Consider the following 18340-nt stretch of genomic DNA (forward strand, 5'->3'; position numbering starts at 1 on the left):
TTCCTTCGCCGGCGCAAAAAATCCCGCCATTTTAGGTCAGGTATCCTGACTTAAATAGCAGAATCCGCGTGACTCTGCGGGTTTTTCTGCTATGTGCGCCCCTGACTTCATTTTCAGGGGCTCATCATGGCTGACAATCCAATGCTGAAATTCGTGGGAACGGGCCAGGCCTATCCCGAGAAACGTTCGGCCGACGATCGCGCCGACGATTTTCTGGAAATCAGCCGCAGCTTCATATTGGACAAGGCAGAGGAACAGGCGTCGCGCTGCTCGCAATGCGGCGTACCCTATTGTTCGACCCATTGCCCGCTGCACAACCATATTCCCGACTGGCTGCGCCTGACTGCCGAAGGCCGCCTGCGTGAAGCCTATGAGCTGTCGAACCTGACCAGCACGATGCCGGAAATCTGCGGCCGCATCTGCCCGCAGGACCGGCTGTGCGAGGGCAATTGCGTCATCGAATTTTCAGGCCATGGCTCCGTCACCATCGGCTCGGTGGAAAAATTCATCACCGACACCGCCTGGAAGGAAGGCTGGGTCGAGCCGCTGGTGCCCGGCGCTGCAACCGGCCAGTCGGTCGGCATCATCGGCGCGGGGCCGGCGGGACTCACCACGGCCGAATATCTGCGCGTCGCGGGTTATGAAGTGCATGTCTACGACCGGCATGATCGTGCCGGTGGCTTGCTGACCTACGGCATCCCCGGCTTCAAGCTGGAGAAGGAAGTCGTCATGCGCCGCATCCAGCGGCTGAAGGATGGCGGCATCATCTTTCATGAAAGCTTCGAGGTCGGCCGTGACGCCACCATGGAGGAACTGCGCAGCCGCCATGATGCGGTCCTGATCGCCACCGGCGTCTACAAGCCCCGCGACATCAGGGCGCCGGGCGTCGGCGCGCCGGGCGTGGTCAAGGCGCTCGACTTCCTGATCGCTTCCAACAAGGCCGGATTCGGCGATGCCGTGCCGGAGCATAAGGACGGATCGCTGCACGCCAATGGCAAGAAGGTGGTCGTCATCGGCGGCGGCGACACCGCGATGGATTGCGTGCGCACCGCCGTCCGCCAGGGCGCAACCTCGGTCAAGTGCCTCTATCGCCGCGACCGCGACAATATGCCCGGTTCGCAGCGCGAAGTCGCCAATGCCGAGGAAGAAGGCGTGGAGTTCGTCTGGCTCTCCGCCCCCATCGCCTTCGAAGGCACGGAGCATGTCACTGGCGTCAAGGTCACCAAGATGCGCCTCGGCCAGCCCGACGCATCGGGCCGCCGCGCGCCGGAGGCCGATCCGGGCACGGAGCACACGCTGGAGGCCGACCTTGTCATCAAGGCGCTGGGCTACGATCCGGAGGAATTGCCCAGGCTGTTCGGCGCCGAATACCTGTCGGTCACCCGCTGGGGCACGCTGCGCGTCGATCACAAGACGATGATGACCAGCATGGACGGCGTATTCGCCGCTGGCGACATCGTGCGCGGCGCTTCGCTGGTGGTCTGGGCGATCCGCGATGGCCGCGACGTGACCGAGCATATGCACCGCTATCTGAAGGCCAAGGCCAGGACTGCGGCGGGCGAGAGGGTCGCCGCATGAAGCGGGCGATGCTGATGGCTGTGCCGCTGCTGGCGCTTGCCGCGCCCGCGCCAGCGCAGCCTGCCCCGATGACGGCCGCCACGGAGCAATCCGCGCCGGTCGATCCTGTCCTGCTGGCCAAGGCGAGGCCCGTCGCCGCCATCATCTTGCCCGACGGCACCATGGCCCGGATGATGGGACCGATGATGCAGAAAGTGATGGGGCCGATGATGGAGGGCTTCACCAGAATGCCCGTTCGCGACCTTCTGAAGGCCGGAGGGATGAACCCTGCTGAAGCCGATACGCTCAAGCCCGCCACGATCCAGCAGATCATGGAGATCGTCGATCCCAGCTATCAGAAGCGGATGAACATTCTGGTCAACGGCATGGGGCCAGCGCTTGGCCGGTTCATGAGCCGGTTCGAGCCGGACATGCGCGAGGGAATGGCCGAAGCCTTCGCCAGCCGATATGATGCGGCGGAACTGGACCAGATCAGCGCGTTCATGAAGACGCCCGCAGGCGCCAAGTTCGGCAGCGGCTTCATGGAGCTGGCCGCCGACCCGCATTATATCGGCAAGATGCAGGCCATGATGCCCGCGCTGATGCAGGCCATGCCGGAGATCATGAAGGATTCCCAGGCGCAGATGGCCGCGCTGCCCAAACCGCGCGCCTACAAGGATCTCACCCCAGCCGAACGCAAGCGCCTGGAGGCGCTGCTCGGCGCAGACCCGAAGAAGGTCACGAAATGATGGATCGTCTCGAAGCAGAACGCCTCCGCCTCGCACAGGAAGGCATGTATCATCCGGAGATGGAGGGCGATGCCTGCGGCGTCGGCCTTGTCGCCGCGACCGACGGCCGTCCGAGCCGCCGCGTCGTCGCCAGCGCCATCGATGCGCTGAAGGCCGTGTGGCACCGCGGCGCGGTCGATGCCGACGGCAAGACCGGCGACGGCGCGGGCATCCATGTCGACCTGCCGGTGCGCTTCTTCGATGATGCGATCGCGGACTCCGGCCACAAGCCGTTGCCCAACCGCCTGGCCGTCGGCATGATCTTCCTGCCGCGCACGGACCTCAACGCACAGGAAACCTGCCGCACCATCGTCGAGGCCGAGATCATCGACGCGGGCTACACCATCTATGGCTGGCGCCAGGTGCCCGTCGACGTCTCCGTCATCGGCGAGAAGGCGCAGCGCACCCGTCCCGAGATCGAGCAGATCATGATCGCCGGTCCGATGCCGGAAGAGCGCGACCAGGCCGAGTTCGAAAAGGAACTCTACCTCATCCGCCGCCGGATCGAGAAGAAGGTGATCGCCGCGCAGATCCAGGACTTCTACATCTGCTCGCTGTCCTGCCGCTCCATAATCTACAAGGGGCTGTTCCTCGCCGAATCGCTGTCGGTCTTCTACCCGGACCTGCAGGACGAGCGGTTCGAGAGCCGCGTCGCGATCTTCCACCAGCGCTATTCGACCAACACCTTCCCGCAATGGTGGCTGGCCCAGCCTTTCCGCACGCTTGCCCATAATGGCGAGATCAACACGATCCGCGGCAACAAGAACTGGATGAAGAGCCACGAGATCAAGATGGCCTCCCTCGCCTTTGGCGAGCAGTCGGAGGACATCAAGCCCGTGATCCCGGCCGGTGCTTCGGACACCGCCGCGCTCGACGCCGTGTTCGAGGCGATCTGCCGTTCGGGCCGCGATGCGCCGACGGCAAAGCTGATGCTGGTGCCGGAAGCCTATCAGTCGGCCAGCGCCGAACTGCCGCAAGCCCATGCCGACATGTATGAATATCTCGCCTCCGTGATGGAGCCGTGGGACGGCCCCGCAGCGCTGGCGATGACCGACGGCCGCTGGGTCGTGGCGGGCGTCGACCGCAATGCGCTGCGCCCCCTGCGCTACACGCTGACCGGCGACAATCTGCTGATCGTGGGTTCGGAAACCGGCATGGTCGTGGTGCCCGAAACCACCATCGTGCGGAAGGGCCGCATGGGTCCAGGCCAGATGATCGCCGTCGACCTGCAGGAAGGCGTGATCTTCGACGATCATGAGATCAAGGACCAGATTGCGGGCGAGCGCCCCTATTCGGAACTGATCAAGGATTTCATGACGGTCAATGATCTGGCCGATACGCCAAGCGCCCTGCCCAGCTGGGACAAGGCCGAACTGACGCGCCGCCAGGTCGCCGCGAACATGACGCTGGAGGATATGGAGCTGATCCTCGCCCCGATGGTCGAGGATGCGAAGGAAGCCGTCGGCTCGATGGGCGACGACACGCCCCTCGCCGTCATTTCCGACAAGCCGCGGACGATCAGCCATTTCTTCCGCCAGAATTTCAGCCAGGTCACCAACCCGCCGATCGATCCGCTGCGGGAACGCTATGTCATGAGCCTGAAGACGCGCTTCTCCAACCTCCACAACATATTGGAACAGGACGCGCAGAACAGCCATGTGCTGGTGCTGGATTCGCCGGTCCTGACCTCGTCCGAATGGGCGAAGCTGAAGGGCCATTTCGGCCCTGCCGTGGCCGAGATCGACTGCACCTTCCCGGCCGAGGGCGGGCAGGAGCAGCTGCGCGCCGCCATCGCCCGCATCCGCGAGGAAGCGGAACAGGCCGTGCGCGAGGGCCGCACCGAAATCTTCCTGACCGACGAGCATGTCAGCGCGAATCGCGTCGCCATTGCCGGCGTGCTGGCGGCGGCGGCGGTGCATACGCATCTCGTCCGCAAGGGGCTGCGCAGCTATGCGTCGATCAACGTGCGCTGCGCCGAAGCGCTCGACACCCATTATTTCGCGGTGCTGATCGGCGTCGGCGCGACCACGGTGAATGCCTATCTGGCCGAAGCCAGCATCGCCGATCGTCATGCGCGCGGCCTGTTCGGCGACCTGTCGCTCGACCAATGCTTCGAACGCTATCGCGTCGCGATCAACGAAGGCCTGCTGAAGATCATGTCCAAGATGGGCATCGCGGTCATCAGCAGCTATCGCGGCGGCTATAATTTCGAGGCGGTGGGCCTCAGCCGCGCGCTGGTCAACGATCTCTTCCCCGGCATGCCCGCGAAGATTTCGGGCGAGGGCTATCAGTCGCTCCACTACAGCGCGAAGCTGCGTCACGACGCCGCCCATGACAGCGCCATCGTGCGCCTGCCGGTCGGCGGCTTCTACCGCCAGCGCAACGGCGGCGAGACGCATGCCTATTCGGCGCAGCTCATGCACCTTTTGCAGACCTCCGTCGCGACCGACAGCTATTCGACCTATCTGCAATTCTCGCGCGGCGTGCGCGACCTGCCGCCGGTCTATCTGCGCGACCTGCTGGAGTTCAACTTCGCCCGCGAAGCCGTGCCCATCGATGAGGTCGAGGCGACCACCGAGATCCGCAAGCGTTTCGTGACGCCGGGCATGTCGCTGGGGGCGCTCAGCCCCGAAGCGCATGAGACTCTGGCCATCGCCATGAACCGCATCGGCGCCAAGGCCGTGTCGGGCGAGGGCGGCGAGGATGCCGCACGCTTCAAGCCCTATGAAAATGGCGACAACGCCAATTCGGTCATCAAGCAGATCGCGTCGGGCCGCTTCGGCGTCCATGCCGAATATCTGGGATCGGCCGAGGAGATCGAGATCAAGGTCGCTCAGGGCGCCAAGCCCGGCGAAGGCGGCCAGCTGCCCGGTTTCAAGGTGACGGAGTTCATCGCCAGGCTGCGCCATGCGACGCCCGGCGTGACGCTGATCTCGCCGCCGCCGCACCATGATATCTATTCGATCGAGGATCTCGCGCAGCTCATCTATGACTGCAAGCAGATCAACCCCCGCGCCCGCGTCTGCGTGAAGCTGGTCAGCCAGGCGGGCATCGGCACGGTCGCCGCTGGCGTTGCGAAGGCACATGCCGACGTCATCCTGGTCGCGGGCCATGTCGGCGGCACCGGCGCTTCGCCGCAGACGTCCGTCAAATATGCGGGCACGCCTTGGGAAATGGGCCTCAGCGAAGCCAATCAGGTGCTGACGCTGAACGGCCTGCGCCACCGCGTGAAGCTGCGCACCGACGGCGGCCTCAAGACCGGCCGCGACATCGTGATCGCGGCGATCCTGGGCGCCGAGGAATTCGGTATCGGCACCCTGTCGCTGGTTGCCATGGGCTGCATCATGGTGCGCCAGTGCCACAGCAACACCTGCCCGGTCGGCGTCTGCGTGCAGGATGAACGCCTGCGCGCAAAGTTCACCGGTACGCCGGAGAAGGTCATCAACCTCATGACCTTCATCGCCGAGGAAGTGCGCGAAATCCTCGCGCGGCTGGGCTATCGCAGCCTGGACGAGGTGATCGGCCGCACCGAACTGCTGAAGCAGGTGAATCGCGGCGCCGAGCATCTGGACGATCTGGATCTCAACCCGATCCTCGCCAAGGTGGACGCGCCCGACGAACAGCGCCGCTTCAGCCTTGACGCATGGCGCAACGAAGTGCCCGACAGCCTCGACGCGCAAATGATGAAGGACGCCCGCGCGGTGTTCGAACGCGGCGAGAAGATGCAACTCACCTATACGGTGCGCAACACCCATCGCGCCGTGGGCACGCGCCTGTCGGCCGCCGTCACAGAGCGGTTCGGCATGTCCAGCCTGGCCGACGGCCATCTGACCGTGCGGTTGCGCGGCTCCGCGGGCCAGTCGCTGGGCGCCTTCCTTTGCAAGGGCATCAAGCTGGAAGTGTTCGGCGACGCGAACGACTATGTCGGCAAGGGCCTGTCGGGCGGCATCATCACGGTGCGCACGACCGTCTCCTCGCCCCTGTCGAGCAAGGACAACACCATCATCGGCAATACCGTCCTGTACGGCGCGACCAGCGGCAAGCTGTTTGCGGCGGGGCAGGCGGGCGAACGCTTCGCCGTCCGCAATTCGGGCGCGCAGGTGGTGGTCGAGGGCTGCGGCGCCAATGGCTGCGAATATATGACCGGCGGCACGGCGGTGATCCTCGGGCGTACCGGCGCGAACTTCGGCGCTGGCATGACCGGGGGCATGGCCTTCATCCTGGACGAGGATGGCAGCTTCCCGACGCGCGCCAATCCCGAAAGCATCGTCTGGCAGCGGCTGGAAAGCGCCCACTGGGAAGCGGAGCTCAAGGCTCTGATCGCCCAGCATGCGGTGGCGACCGACAGCAAATGGTCGAATACGATCCTGGACGACTGGGACCGGTGGCGCCGTTATTTCTGGCAGGTCTGCCCGAAGGAAATGGTGAACCGCCTCGCCCACCCGTTGAGCGATGTTGAGGCAGAAGTCGTAGCCGCCGAATAAGCGGCCGGATCAATAGGATATGGCCACGTCCGCCGGTCGAGCATGGGCGGACGTGCCGCTTTCCGGATTTTGGGGTGGCGCCTCGGCGATCTTCGCGCCCCCCCAACTGGCTTCCTGTCCTCCAGCAGCGAAGCGTTCGACCGTGGCAGGCAGGGTTCTCGGCTGTCCCACGGCGCCCTGATACGGGAGGGGGTCGACATAATCCTCCGGCACCTGGTCATCCTGCGCAGCATAATCCCGGACAAAGGCATCGTCCGACCCGTCCCAGGCAGCCCTATCCGCCATCATCTGCCGGTCCGCCAAAGTCGGACCACATCCCTTGCAATCGATGACCGACGGACCATTCAGATCGGCATGGACGAAAGCGCGCTGTTCGACAGGCGTTTCGGGCAAGCTGGTTTCCGTCCAGGCGACTCTGGGCTGGGTGGTCGCGTAAATACCCAGTCCAAGGCCACCCGTCAGAGCAGCACCCCCGCAAAGCGATGAGAATAGCCAGAAGCGCGCGGACATGCTTCTTCCTTTTCCGGTCTCGGTTATCCGACTTTCTTGGATCAAAATAACGCGCATGCAGATCGGTGGTTGCATGACCCAAAAGCCTTTGCTAAGGGCCGCCTCCTACCAAGGCACCGGCCCCGCCGGTTCCCGGAAAATGTGCGGTCGTGGCGGAATTGGTAGACGCGCAACGTTGAGGTCGTTGTGGCCGAAAGGCCGTGGAAGTTCGAGTCTTCTCGACCGCACCATATAATCCTGCGGGGTATCCCGAACAGTCAGCAGAATGGTGACGCCCATGCAGGCGCGCTTTTTTTGCGCCCTCCTCCCGGTGCCATTCGGCCTATAGCGGCAAGGCGCACCGGAACGCATCCGCACGCGCAGAACATGCAGCGACAGACACAAAAAGATCGTTGCGCAACAAAACCGAAAAGAAAGCTTCGCCTTAGCGCAACATCCCGCCCCTAGGGAGCGCCCAGACCTTCGCAGGAAGGCTTTGCATCAACTTTGGGGGACCATCATGAAACTCCAGCACCTTCTGCTGGCGGGCACCGCCGCGTCCATTCTTGTCCTGTCTGCTTCCTTCCAGACCGCTGCCATGGCAGCGGACAGCGCGCCGGCGGCAGATGCCGCCGATGCCGAGGGCCTTGGCACGATTCTCGTGACCGCTCAGAAGCGCGAGGAAAATCTGCAGGTCACCCCCATTTCCATGTCCGTCATGCGCAGTGACGACCTGGTGAACCGGCACGTCACATCGCTTGTCGATTTGGGCGACGGAGCGATTCCTTCCCTGAAGATCGCGCCCTTTTATTCGCGCAATTCCGCCCTGATCGTGAACATTCGCGGCATCGGGGTGCTGTCGGACGGCAACCAGCCAGCGCGCGACCAGGGTGTGGGCGTCTATATAGACGGCGTCTATCTCGGTCGCGCTCAGGGGCTGGGCACTGCGCTGTTCGACATCCAGAATATCGAGGTGCTGAAGGGGCCCCAAGGCACGTTGTTCGGCCGCAACACCGAAGGCGGCGCAGTGAACATCGTCACGAAGAAGCCCAGCGGCGAATTTCACATGAATGCGACCGGCGGGATCGGCAATTTCGGCAGCTACAAGGGGGAAATGCACCTCGACCTGCCGACCTTGGCCAATATCGCGGTGAAGGTCGACGGCGTGGTTGCGCATCGCGATCCGCTGGTGAAAAATCCCCTGGCAGGTGCGGAGGGCTTCAACCAATATGACAAGCGCGGCCTGCATGTGGAGGCGCTGTGGAAGCCTTCTACGGACTTCAGCGCCGACTATTCCTTCGACATTTCGAAGGATGAATCGACCTCGCTCTATCTCAACCTGATCGCGCCGGGCACGAACCGCCAGGCGTTGCTGGGGACGGTGCAGCCCGACCGCGTGCGGACCGCCAATGTCGGCGTGCCCGAACAGCCGAGCGTCGGCAATGTCCATGGCCATCGCCTGACGCTGGAATGGGACGCGGCGCCGGATCTGACCTTCAAGTCCATCTCCTCCTATCGCAAGCTGCAGCAGAGCCAGTGGGACAATGGATCGGCATCCACGTCCATGTCGAACGCCAGCGGCAATTTCACGAACGCCGCCTTCGCGCGCTACAGCCTCGCCCAGTTCTGGCAGAATCAGTGGAGCCAGGAATTCCAGGCCATTGGCGAAGTCAGCCGCGTCAAATATGTCGCGGGCGCGCTCTATTATCAGGAAAAGGTGCGCGACAATGCGCAGGCCTTCAATACCAACATGTTCACCGATGCGGCGGGATCGGCCTATGTGCTGCGGCAGATCGACTATAATGCGCAACCGATCGACCGTGCGAGCCATGTCACGACCAAGAGCGTCGGCTTCTTTGGCCAGGCGACCTGGACCCCTGCCCTGCTGGACGATAATATCCACCTGACCGGCGGCCTGCGCTGGACCAGGGACAGCAAGCATGGCGAACTGACGATGGTGAACAACGCCCTGCCGATCAATCGCAACGGCGTGTCCGGCGCCATTCCGCTGGATGCGAGCTGGTCGCGGGTCGATCCCATGGTCAATCTGGCGATCGACCTGACGCCCGATGTCCATGTCTACGGCAAATGGAGCACCGGCTACAAATCGGGCGGCGCCAATTCCCGCTCGCAGGAATATGACGCGTTCAATCCGGAAACCGTGTCGATCTTCGAGGTCGGCGCCAAGACCGAATTTTTCGACCATCACGCCCGCTTCAACGTCGCGGCCTATGCCGGAAGCTACAAGAACATCCAGGTCGATTTCAGCCGCCCCTATGAAACGGGCGGGGTGCGCACCACGCGCACGACCACGTCGACCATCAACGCCCCCGGCACGGGCGGCCTGCATGGGATCGAGGCGGAACTGACCGTCAACCCGCTGGAGGGGCTGACCCTGGCCGCGTCCTATTCCTATCAATATGTCCGCATCCCGGCGACGGCGAACCCCTATCCGAACGCCGCCGGCGTTCTCAGCGCCATCGCGGTGCCGATCTACCAGACCTACACGCCCCGGCATTCGGCAAGCGGTTCGATCGATTATGAGCTGCCCATGGATGGCTTCACGCTGCGCGCGCATCTGGACGGCAATTACGATTCGGGCTTCTATGCCAATGCCACCGATCCGGTCTATGCCGGCCCTGGCGCCGCGACCAACGTCTATCAGCCGATCGGCGACAAGGCGTTCATCGCGAACGGCCGTATCTCCGTTGCCGATATCGGCCTGGGGCAGGGCGACGCGAAACTGAGCCTTGCCCTCTGGGCACGCAACCTCTTCAACGAACAGCATCTCTTCTACAAGTCGCTGAGCCCGACTTCGGGCCTGAGCGGCTTCTTCAACGAGCCGCGCACCTTTGGCGGCGAAATAAACATGCGCTTCTGACGGGCCGCCGGGGGCCGGGCAGCCGGTCCGCGCGGCCCCGGACACGGCAATTCGGAACGGACATCTTATGAGGGCAATATCATGAAACGCATGGCCATCCTCCCGCTCCTCATCGGACTGCTCTGCGCGACGGCTTCGGCCCGCACGATCGACACACCCGCCGTGATCCGCAGCGCGCCGGGGGAGTTGACGGTGACATGGTCCGACACCGACCCTGTCGACATCTACTTGTCCGATGATCCCGCCGCGCGCCCGGACCAGATGAAGCTGGTGTCGAAGGGCGACAGGGACGGGCGGGAGAATATCGCCGTCGGCGAACGGGAGCGGCCCTATCTGATCCTGAAGGACAGCAGGTCGGGCGAGACGGTCCGGGTGGCGGAACGACTGCTTCCGCTGCAACAGGGGTCCAATTTCCGCGATGTCGGCGGATATCCTGCCGCAGGCGGCAAGCATGTCCGCTGGGGGATGATTTTCCGGTCCGGCGGCCAGCCGCTGCTGACCGATTCGGACCTGCAACAGATCGGGTCGCTGGGCCTGGCCCATATCGTCGACCTCCGGTCGAGCGAGGAGCGGTCGATCGCCCCTAGCCGTATCGAGGGCGTGCCCTATCAGGCGGTCGGCTATTCGATGGCAGCCATGATGAAGGGCGCCACCCTCAGCAATGGCGAGAATGTCTACCGTCCCATGCCGGTGATGCTGGCGCCGCAACTGAAACTGGTCTTCCAGGACCTGCTCGCAAAAGACGGAGCGGTGGCCTATAATTGTTCGGCGGGACAGGATCGCACGGGCTTCGTGACCGCGATGATCCTGTCAGCGCTGGGCGTTCCCCGCGACGTCATTCTGGCGGACTATCATCTGTCGACCACCTACCGGCAGCCGCAATGGGAAATGCCGAAGATCGATGCCGCGGCCCACGCCAACGATCCAGTTGCCCTGCTGTTCGCGCGATATCAGCAAAATCCGGCCGCTGCCAAACCCCAGCCGCTCAAGGATGCCAGCGGCACATCCTTCCTCTCCTACGCGTTCGACGAAATCGAGAGGAAATGGGGTTCGGTCGACAATTATCTGGCGCAGGAGATCGGCCTCTCCAGGCTGCAAATCGCCGCCCTGCGCTCGCATTATCTGGAATAGGCGCCCGCATGATTTTCCCGTCCGGACGATCTTCGTCTTCGGGCGGGACAGCGCTTTTGCGTGAAACCCGGATTGAAAGCACCCTCGCCAGACCCAATCTAGCCGCCGTTCCGGCCCTTGAGGCCGGCAAAAGTGATTTTCCCCTTGCCCCGGCGGCAATCCCATGCACAAAGCTTGCCAATTGCCGCGCGGGGTCATGGATTTTACCCGCAGCTCATCCTGCGGCAGCAAGGATTATGTGATGGACGACGTGTTGATGCAGGACCGATCCGCCCCGGCATCGCCCCTTCCGCCCAAGGAAGTGGGAGAGGGCCTGTCCGTCATCTCGATCGCGAAGAGCTATGACAGGCGGGTCGTGCTGGCCGATGTGTCGCTGACTGTCGGCAAGGGCGAGGTGGTCGGCCTGCTCGGGCCCAATGGCGCGGGCAAGACGACCTGCTTCTATTCGGTGATGGGGCTGGTGCGCCCGGACCATGGCCGGATCGTGCTGGATGGGCAGGATATCACTGGCCTGCCCATGTATCGGCGCTCCATCCTGGGCCTGGGCTATCTGCCCCAGGAAACGTCGATCTTTCGTGGCCTGACCGTCGCGCAGAATATCGGCGCGGTGCTGGAACTGGCCGAGCCGGACAAGGCGGCGCGTGCCGCACGGCTGGAACAGTTGCTGGAGGAATTCGGCCTCACCCGGCTGCGCGATTCATCGGCCATGGCGCTGTCGGGCGGCGAGCGCCGCCGCTGCGAGATTGCCCGCGCGCTGGCGGCCAATCCCTCGATCGTGCTGCTGGACGAACCCTTTGCCGGGATCGACCCGCTCTCCATCGCCGACATTCGCGATCTGGTGAAGCAGTTGAAGACGCGCGGCATCGGCGTCCTCATCACCGACCATAATGTCCGCGAAACGCTGGAGATCGTGGACCGCGCCTGCATCATCTATGACGGCAAGGTGTTGTTCGCGGGCAGCCCGACCGAGTTGGTCGCCAACGCCGATGTGCGGCGGCTCTATCTGGGCGAGAATTTCTCGCTCTAGCATGGCTGGCCGGTCCCTTCCCCCCAGCACCGGCAAGGGAAGCGGCTGATGGCGCTCGCGCCCCGCCTCGACCTGCGGCAGAGCCAGTCGCTCGTCATGACGCCGCAGCTCCAGCAGGCGATCAAGCTGCTGGCGCTCTCCAACCTGGAGATAGAGGCCTTCGTCGCGGGGGAGCTGGAGAAGAATCCGCTGCTCGAAGCCGGCGGGGCTGACGATTTCACGCCATCGGCCGACGGCATCGACCGCGAGGCCGAAATCCACAGCGTCGCGGCGGAGGTCGGCGACAGCGACCAGTTGATCGGCCAGGGGCTGGGCGGCGCGGATTCACCGCTCGATGTCGATTATGGCGCGGAAACCTTCATCGACAATGGTCCCGCGGATCGCATGGCCGGCCCCGGCACGGGATCCGGCGGCATGGAGCCGCTGGCGGGCAGCAGTGGTGAGGCGCTGGATTTCGACAGTTTCGCCAATCCTGAAAAGGGGCTGCAGGAACATCTGATGGACCAGGCCCGCAGCACCCTGTCGGGCGTCGAGCTGGCCATAGCGACCCAGTTGATCGGCCAGATCGACGAGGCCGGTTATCTGGAAGCCAATCTGCTCGAAACCGCCCATGCCCTGGGCGTACCGCTCCATATGGTCGAGCACGTGCTGAAGGCGATCCACAGCTTCGATCCCACCGGCGTGGGCGCGCGCTCGCTGGCCGAATGCCTCATGCTTCAGGCGATGGATGCGGATCGCTACGATCCCTGCATGGCGAAGCTGCTCGCCAATCTCGATCTGCTGGCCCGGGGCGCCCTGCCGCAGTTGCGCCGCATCTGCGGCGTGGACGAGGAGGATATGGCGGACATGATCCGCGAATTGCGCGGCTATGATCCCAAGCCGGGCCTTCGCTTCTCGCACGAAAGCGCCGCGCCGGTGACGCCCGACCTGTTCGTGCGGACGACGCGCGACGGCTGGGCGATCGAGATCAACAGCGCCACCCTGCCCCGCCTGCTGGTCAACCGGAACTATTATGTCGAGCTCGCCTCCGGTCCGCAGGACAAGACGTCCAAGGCCTGGCTGGCCGATTGCCTCGCGAGCGCCAACTGGCTGGTGAAGGCGCTCGACCAGCGGCAGAAGACGATCATCAAGGTCGCGGGCGAGATCGTTCGTTGCCAGGAGGATTTCTTCCGCAAGGGAGTCGAACATCTGAAGCCGCTCACCCTGAAAGCCGTTGCGGAAGCGATACAAATGCATGAATCGACGGTGAGCCGGGTCACGTCGAACAAATATCTGTCCTGTCCGCGCGGGCTGTATGAGCTCAAATATTTCTTCACCAGCGGGGTCGCCGCGGCCGGTGGCGACGGGACGGTGTCGGCCGAGGCGGTGAAAAGCCATATCAAGGCGCTGATCGCGGCCGAAACGGCGGACGCGATCCTTTCCGACGACACGCTGGTCGACCTGCTGCGCGCCAAGGGCATGGATATCGCCCGCCGCACCGTCGCCAAATATCGCGAGGCAATGGGCATCGGATCGTCGGTGCAGCGGCGGCGGCAGAAGGCGTTGCGCGGGCAAGCGGCTTGACCAAAGCCGCCCGAGACGCAAGATCAGCGGCTTGTCCGATCAAGGGATTGCCATCGCCCCATGTCCGTCGCCTACCTCAACGGCCGCTTCCTGCCGCTGGCCGAAGCCCAGGTTTCCGTACTCGATCGCGGCTTCCTGTTCGCGGACGGCATTTATGAGGTCGCGGCGGTCATCGACGGCAAGCTGATCGACAGTGCGTCCCACCTCGCCCGGCTGGAGCGCTCGACCGGCGCGATCGGCATCGTCCTGCCGCTTTCGCTGGCGGAGATCGAAGCGGCGCAAAAGCAGCTGGTCGCCCGCAACGGCCTGACCGAGGGCCTCGTCTACCTCCAGGTCACGCGGGGCGCCGATGCGACCCGCGACTTCCTGCCGCCGCCCGATATCCGGCCGACGCTGGTGATGTTCACCCAGGCCAGGCCCTTCCTGGACGTGCCCGCGGTGCACAGGGGCATAGCGGTCGCCACCATGCCCGACCTGCGCTGGGCGCGGCGCGACATCAAGAGCGTCGGCTTGCTCGCCCAGGCGATGGCGAAGCGTGCCGCCGCCGACGCAGGCGCGCAGGAGGCCTGGATGGTCGAGGACGGCCATGTGACCGAGGGCGCCTCGTCCACGGCCTTCATCGTGACGGAGGACGGCATCGTCACCCGCCCCTATTCGCAGGCCGTGCTGGCGGGCTGCACCGGCGCTGCCCTGGGGGCGCTGGCGGAGGAGAGCGGCATCGCCGTCATCCGCCGCCCCTTCACCGTGGAGGAGGCGCTGGCAGCCAGGGAAGCCTTCATCACCAGCGCATCGACCCTGTGCCAGTCGGTGGTGCGGATCGATGGCCAGCCGATCGGCGACGGCACGCCCGGCCCGGTCGCGACCCGGTTGCGCGCGCTCTATATCGATTTCGCCCGGCGCACGGCCGTCTGAAAGGCCGGAAAGACGCAAAAGCTGATCCATTTCGGATCAAATTTGCTGCAAGGCCTTTTCCCGCCATTCCGGCGATCAGGAACCCTCCATTTTGGCATGGCCCCATGAGATCATCCCCTTTTGGCCGGGCGGCAACTGGCTCTCCGGCGGAAAACAGCCAGATCATCTCCGTTTCGGAGCTTCGTGCGGCTGCGTAACGAAGGCATTGCGGTACAGTGCGGAAAGTGGGTGAGAGGAGACATCAACGTGGAAATGGACCATTACCAGACCGGCCTCGGAACGCCGCCGGACCGCCCCTTCGGTGAAAAGGACGAACGGCCGCGCCTGCTGATCCTGGCGGACGATGTCTATCTGGACGATGCGGAAAGCCTGAGCCGCGCGGCGGGCCTGCGCCTGCTGGGCAATGTTCCGCTGGAGCAGGCGTCCGAACGGCTGGATACGCAAATCGATTGCGACATCGTCCTGATGTTCTGCATGGCGCCCGACACCCGGCTGGAACGGCTGTTCGTGCAGATCGAAACATTGGCGGTGCAAAGGGACATGCCGGTGATCTGGGTGGCCGGGCTGGATACGATCGACCTCGCCTATGCCTGCCTTCGCAGCGACCGGACCCAGTTGCTGTGCGCACCGGACCATGCCGATCTCGCCGCCGCGCTGCTGGCCGCGGCGGACCGGCGGGAGGTCCGCCTCGTGCATGAGGTGAGCCGGGACAATGAAGGCGTGCGGCTGCAGAAACTGAGCGAGGAGGTCAGCCGCCTCGCCCGCACGCTGGAGGCGCTGACGCTGCGCCCCCGCCACACCACCCCGTCATTCGACCTTGGCCCGCGCATATCGGATCACCCCAGCGACTATATCGGCATGCCCGCGCTGGAACCGGTCGGCAGCGCCGACAAGGGGAGCGAGACCGCCCCGGTGGACGCGACGCAGGTGCGCGACCTGCTGCGCGCCCGGCGGTTGCGGGATGATTTCCTGCCGGCCGACCTGTTCGCCGATCCGGCCTGGGACATGCTGCTGGACCTGCTCGCCGCCCGGCTGGAGCATGAACGCGTGTCGGTGTCCAGCCTCTGCATCGCGTCCGCGGTGCCGCCGACCACCGCCTTGCGTTGGATACGGACATTGACCGAAAAGGGCTTTGTCCAGCGCCATGCCGATCCGCATGACGGCCGCCGCGTCTTCATCGCGCTGGCCGATGCCACGGCCGAAGCGATGACCCGCTGGTTCGCCGCCAGCCGCCGGTTCCTTTGCGCATGAAATGGCCGATCGCCGCTTGACCCGCCCGGAGATTGTCGTAGATAGGCGCCCACCGAACGCCTCCGGACCAGGTCCGGGCATCGGGCGATTAGCTCAGTTGGTAGAGCGTCTCGTTTACACCGAGAATGTCGGCGGTTCGAGCCCGTCATCGCCCACCATTCCCGCCATCACCCAACATTTGCCTGGAAATTATCATGTTTTCGGGCGGCCTGTCCTGCTATGGCGGCGCGACCCAGGCTTTTGCGAGGCACCGGCACCATGTCTCTGACGCTTCTGTTCGGCGGTACGGTTGCGCCCTTCCTGCTGATATTTTCGCCCATCACGCTGGCGGCGGCTCGTGATGGCCTGAGTTGGGACGCGCCCGCCAAGATGCCAGCGAAAAGGCCCTGCCCGAAAAAGCGGCCACCCCTGATGCTGATGTAATCCCGTCCTGTTCGGGATATTGCGGCGCAGCGCGAGCGCTGCTAATCGGTGCGGCCATGATCCAGCCGCCCGAAATCATCCGAGTCTCCAAGTCCCGCGTCTCCTGCGACGGTTCGGGCGATATTCCTGCCGCCCTGGGTCATCCGCGCGTCTTCCTGGAGATTGACGAGCATGGCTATGTCGACTGCGGCTATTGCGACCGCCGCTTCGTGCTGATCGGCAGCGCAGCCGACACGCCGGAAATCGCCGGGCTGCCGGATATTTCCTCGGGCGCCAGCCTTTAAATCTGCGATTTTGATTGGGCCTGAGGGCTGCCGCCCCTATATCGGTCGGCATGACTGACGCTGCTCCCCAGTTCACCGATGCCCGTGGCCTTCTCTATCGCCCCGGCCTGCTCGATCCCGATGGCGCGCGCCGCCTGACCGCAGAGGCGCTCAAAGGCTGCGACGATGGCGAGCTTTACCTGCAATATCGGGCGAGCGAGAGCTTCGGTTTCGACGACGGGCGGCTGAAGACCGCCGATTATTCGACCGATGCGGGCTTCGGCCTGCGCGGCGTGTCGGGCGAAATGACCGGCTTCGCCCATGCCAATGACATCAGCGAGGCCGCGATCCGCCGCGCCGCCGAGACGCTGACGCTGCTCGATCCGGCGAAGGGACAGCCCGCCCCGCCGCCGCAACACACCAACCGGCATCTCTACACCGACGTCAATCCGCTGGAGATCGTGCCCTTCGCCGAGAAGGTGACGCTGTGCGCGGCGATCGACGCCGCCGCCCGCGCCCGCGATCCCCGCGTCGCGCAGGTGTCGGTCAGTCTGGCGGGAAGCTGGTCGGTGGTCGAGATCGTCCGCGCCGACGGCTTCACCGCCACCGACATCCGGCCGCTGGTGCGGCTCAACGTCTCCGTCATCCTGGAGGAGAATGGGCGCCGCGAAACCGGCGTGTTCGGGATTGGCGGGCGCTATCTCTACGATCAGGTGATGGACCCGGCGATCTGGAACCGGGCCATCGACGAGGCGCTGGCGCAGGCACGGGTCAATCTGCGCTCGGTGGCCGCGCCCGCAGGCGAAATGACCGTATTGCTGGGGCCGGGCTGGCCCGGCGTACTGGTGCATGAAGCGATAGGGCACGGCCTGGAGGGCGATTTCAACCGCAAAGGCACCAGCGCCTTTTCCGGCCGCGTCGGCGAGCGCGTCGCGGCGCCGGGCGTCACGGTGGTCGATGACGGATCGATCACGAACCGCCGGGGATCGCTCTCCATCGACGACGAAGGCACGCCGACGCGCGAGAATGTGCTGATCGAGGACGGCATCCTCAAAGGCTATATGCAGGATCGCCTGAACGCGCGGCTGATGGGCGTCGAGCCGACCGGCAACGGCCGTCGCGAAAGCTATGCCCATGCGCCGATGCCGCGCATGACCAACACCTTCATCAAGGGCGGCAAGGACGATCCCGAAGAGCTGCTGTCCCGCATGAAGTCGGGCATTTTCGCCAAGAGCTTCGGCGGCGGCCAGGTCGACATCGTGTCGGGCAAGTTCGTCTTCTCCTGCACCGAGGCCTATAAGGTCGAGAATGGCAAGCTGGGCGATCCGATCAAGGGCGCCACCCTGATCGGCGACGGCCCGACCGCGCTGACCAAGGTGATCGGGATCGGTCACGACTGGGCGCTAGACGAAGGCATCGGCATGTGCGGCAAGGGCGGACAGAGCGTCCCCGCCGGTGTCGGCCAGCCGACGCTGCTGATGGAGGGCCTGACGGTCGGCGGTACGGCGACCTGATCCAGATCGAGGACTCCGGTCGGCGGTACGGCGACCTGAGGCGGACATGCCATGGAC

13 protein-coding genes and 2 tRNA genes are annotated in these 18340 nt (G+C 64.6%); 14 read left to right on the forward strand and 1 reads right to left on the reverse strand.

Going from position 1 to position 18340, the window contains the following annotated elements; translation table 11 throughout:
* Positions 1-126: 126 nt before the first annotated feature.
* From MJ601_RS09610 to gltB, 3 genes are read left to right on the forward strand one after another with little or no spacing between them, the layout of a single operon-like run.
* Positions 127-1578: an NAD(P)-dependent oxidoreductase gene (locus tag MJ601_RS09610; protein ID WP_242125735.1), complete on the forward strand. Its 1452-nt coding sequence runs from the start codon at positions 127-129 to the stop codon at positions 1576-1578.
* Positions 1575-2306, forward strand: coding sequence for a DUF2059 domain-containing protein (locus MJ601_RS09615; protein ID WP_242125737.1), 732 nt, complete (start codon positions 1575-1577; stop codon positions 2304-2306). The genes MJ601_RS09610 and MJ601_RS09615 overlap by 4 nt, the downstream gene beginning before the upstream one ends.
* Positions 2306-6829, forward strand: a complete 4524-nt coding sequence (gene gltB, locus MJ601_RS09620) for a glutamate synthase large subunit (RefSeq protein ID WP_242125864.1) — start codon at positions 2306-2308, stop codon at positions 6827-6829. The genes MJ601_RS09615 and gltB overlap by 1 nt, the downstream gene beginning before the upstream one ends.
* Positions 6830-6838: 9 nt before the next feature.
* On the opposite strand, the gene MJ601_RS09625 is transcribed toward gltB, so the two are convergent.
* Positions 6839-7339, reverse strand: a complete 501-nt coding sequence (locus MJ601_RS09625) for a hypothetical protein (protein ID WP_242125738.1) — start codon at positions 7337-7339, stop codon at positions 6839-6841.
* A gap of 143 nt (positions 7340-7482) precedes the next feature.
* Here MJ601_RS09625 and MJ601_RS09630 point away from each other — a divergent pair.
* The 11 genes from MJ601_RS09630 (at position 7483) to tldD (ending at position 18283) form a co-directional block, all read left to right on the forward strand.
* A tRNA-Leu gene (locus MJ601_RS09630) sits at positions 7483-7569 on the forward strand.
* A 269-nt stretch (positions 7570-7838) separates the two neighbouring features.
* A complete protein-coding gene (locus MJ601_RS09635; RefSeq protein ID WP_242125740.1) occupies positions 7839-10199 on the forward strand; it encodes a TonB-dependent receptor in 2361 nt (786 codons plus the stop codon).
* A gap of 81 nt (positions 10200-10280) precedes the next feature.
* Positions 10281-11330, forward strand: a complete 1050-nt coding sequence (locus MJ601_RS09640; RefSeq protein WP_242125741.1) for a tyrosine-protein phosphatase — start codon at positions 10281-10283, stop codon at positions 11328-11330.
* A gap of 241 nt (positions 11331-11571) precedes the next feature.
* Complete coding sequence (gene lptB / locus MJ601_RS09645; protein WP_242125743.1) at positions 11572-12357, forward strand: LPS export ABC transporter ATP-binding protein; 786 nt, start codon at positions 11572-11574, stop codon at positions 12355-12357.
* 48 nt (positions 12358-12405) lie between these two features.
* The gene (rpoN, locus tag MJ601_RS09650) at positions 12406-13920 is read left to right on the forward strand and encodes an RNA polymerase factor sigma-54 (RefSeq protein WP_242125745.1); all 1515 of its coding nucleotides are present in this window, start codon (positions 12406-12408) and stop codon (positions 13918-13920) included.
* 60 nt (positions 13921-13980) lie between these two features.
* Positions 13981-14832 (forward strand): D-amino-acid transaminase, encoded by an 852-nt coding sequence (locus MJ601_RS09655; RefSeq protein WP_242125747.1) that lies wholly within the window; start codon positions 13981-13983, stop codon positions 14830-14832.
* A gap of 252 nt (positions 14833-15084) precedes the next feature.
* On the forward strand, positions 15085-16083 hold the full coding sequence (locus MJ601_RS09660; RefSeq protein WP_242125865.1) for a winged helix DNA-binding protein: 999 nt from the start codon (positions 15085-15087) through the stop codon (positions 16081-16083).
* Between the two features lie 82 nt (positions 16084-16165).
* Positions 16166-16241 (forward strand) — tRNA-Val (locus tag MJ601_RS09665).
* 100 nt (positions 16242-16341) lie between these two features.
* On the forward strand, positions 16342-16506 hold the full coding sequence (locus MJ601_RS09670) for a hypothetical protein (protein WP_242125749.1): 165 nt from the start codon (positions 16342-16344) through the stop codon (positions 16504-16506).
* A 56-nt stretch (positions 16507-16562) separates the two neighbouring features.
* Positions 16563-16790 (forward strand): zinc-finger domain-containing protein, encoded by a 228-nt coding sequence (locus tag MJ601_RS09675; RefSeq protein ID WP_242125751.1) that lies wholly within the window; start codon positions 16563-16565, stop codon positions 16788-16790.
* A 50-nt stretch (positions 16791-16840) separates the two neighbouring features.
* Positions 16841-18283, forward strand: a complete 1443-nt coding sequence (gene tldD, locus MJ601_RS09680; RefSeq protein ID WP_242125754.1) for a metalloprotease TldD — start codon at positions 16841-16843, stop codon at positions 18281-18283.
* The last annotated feature ends 57 nt before the right edge of the window (positions 18284-18340 follow it).

The sequence above is a fragment of the Sphingobium trunci genome, from assembly GCF_022664535.1.
In the GTDB taxonomy this organism is placed as follows: domain Bacteria; phylum Pseudomonadota; class Alphaproteobacteria; order Sphingomonadales; family Sphingomonadaceae; genus Sphingobium.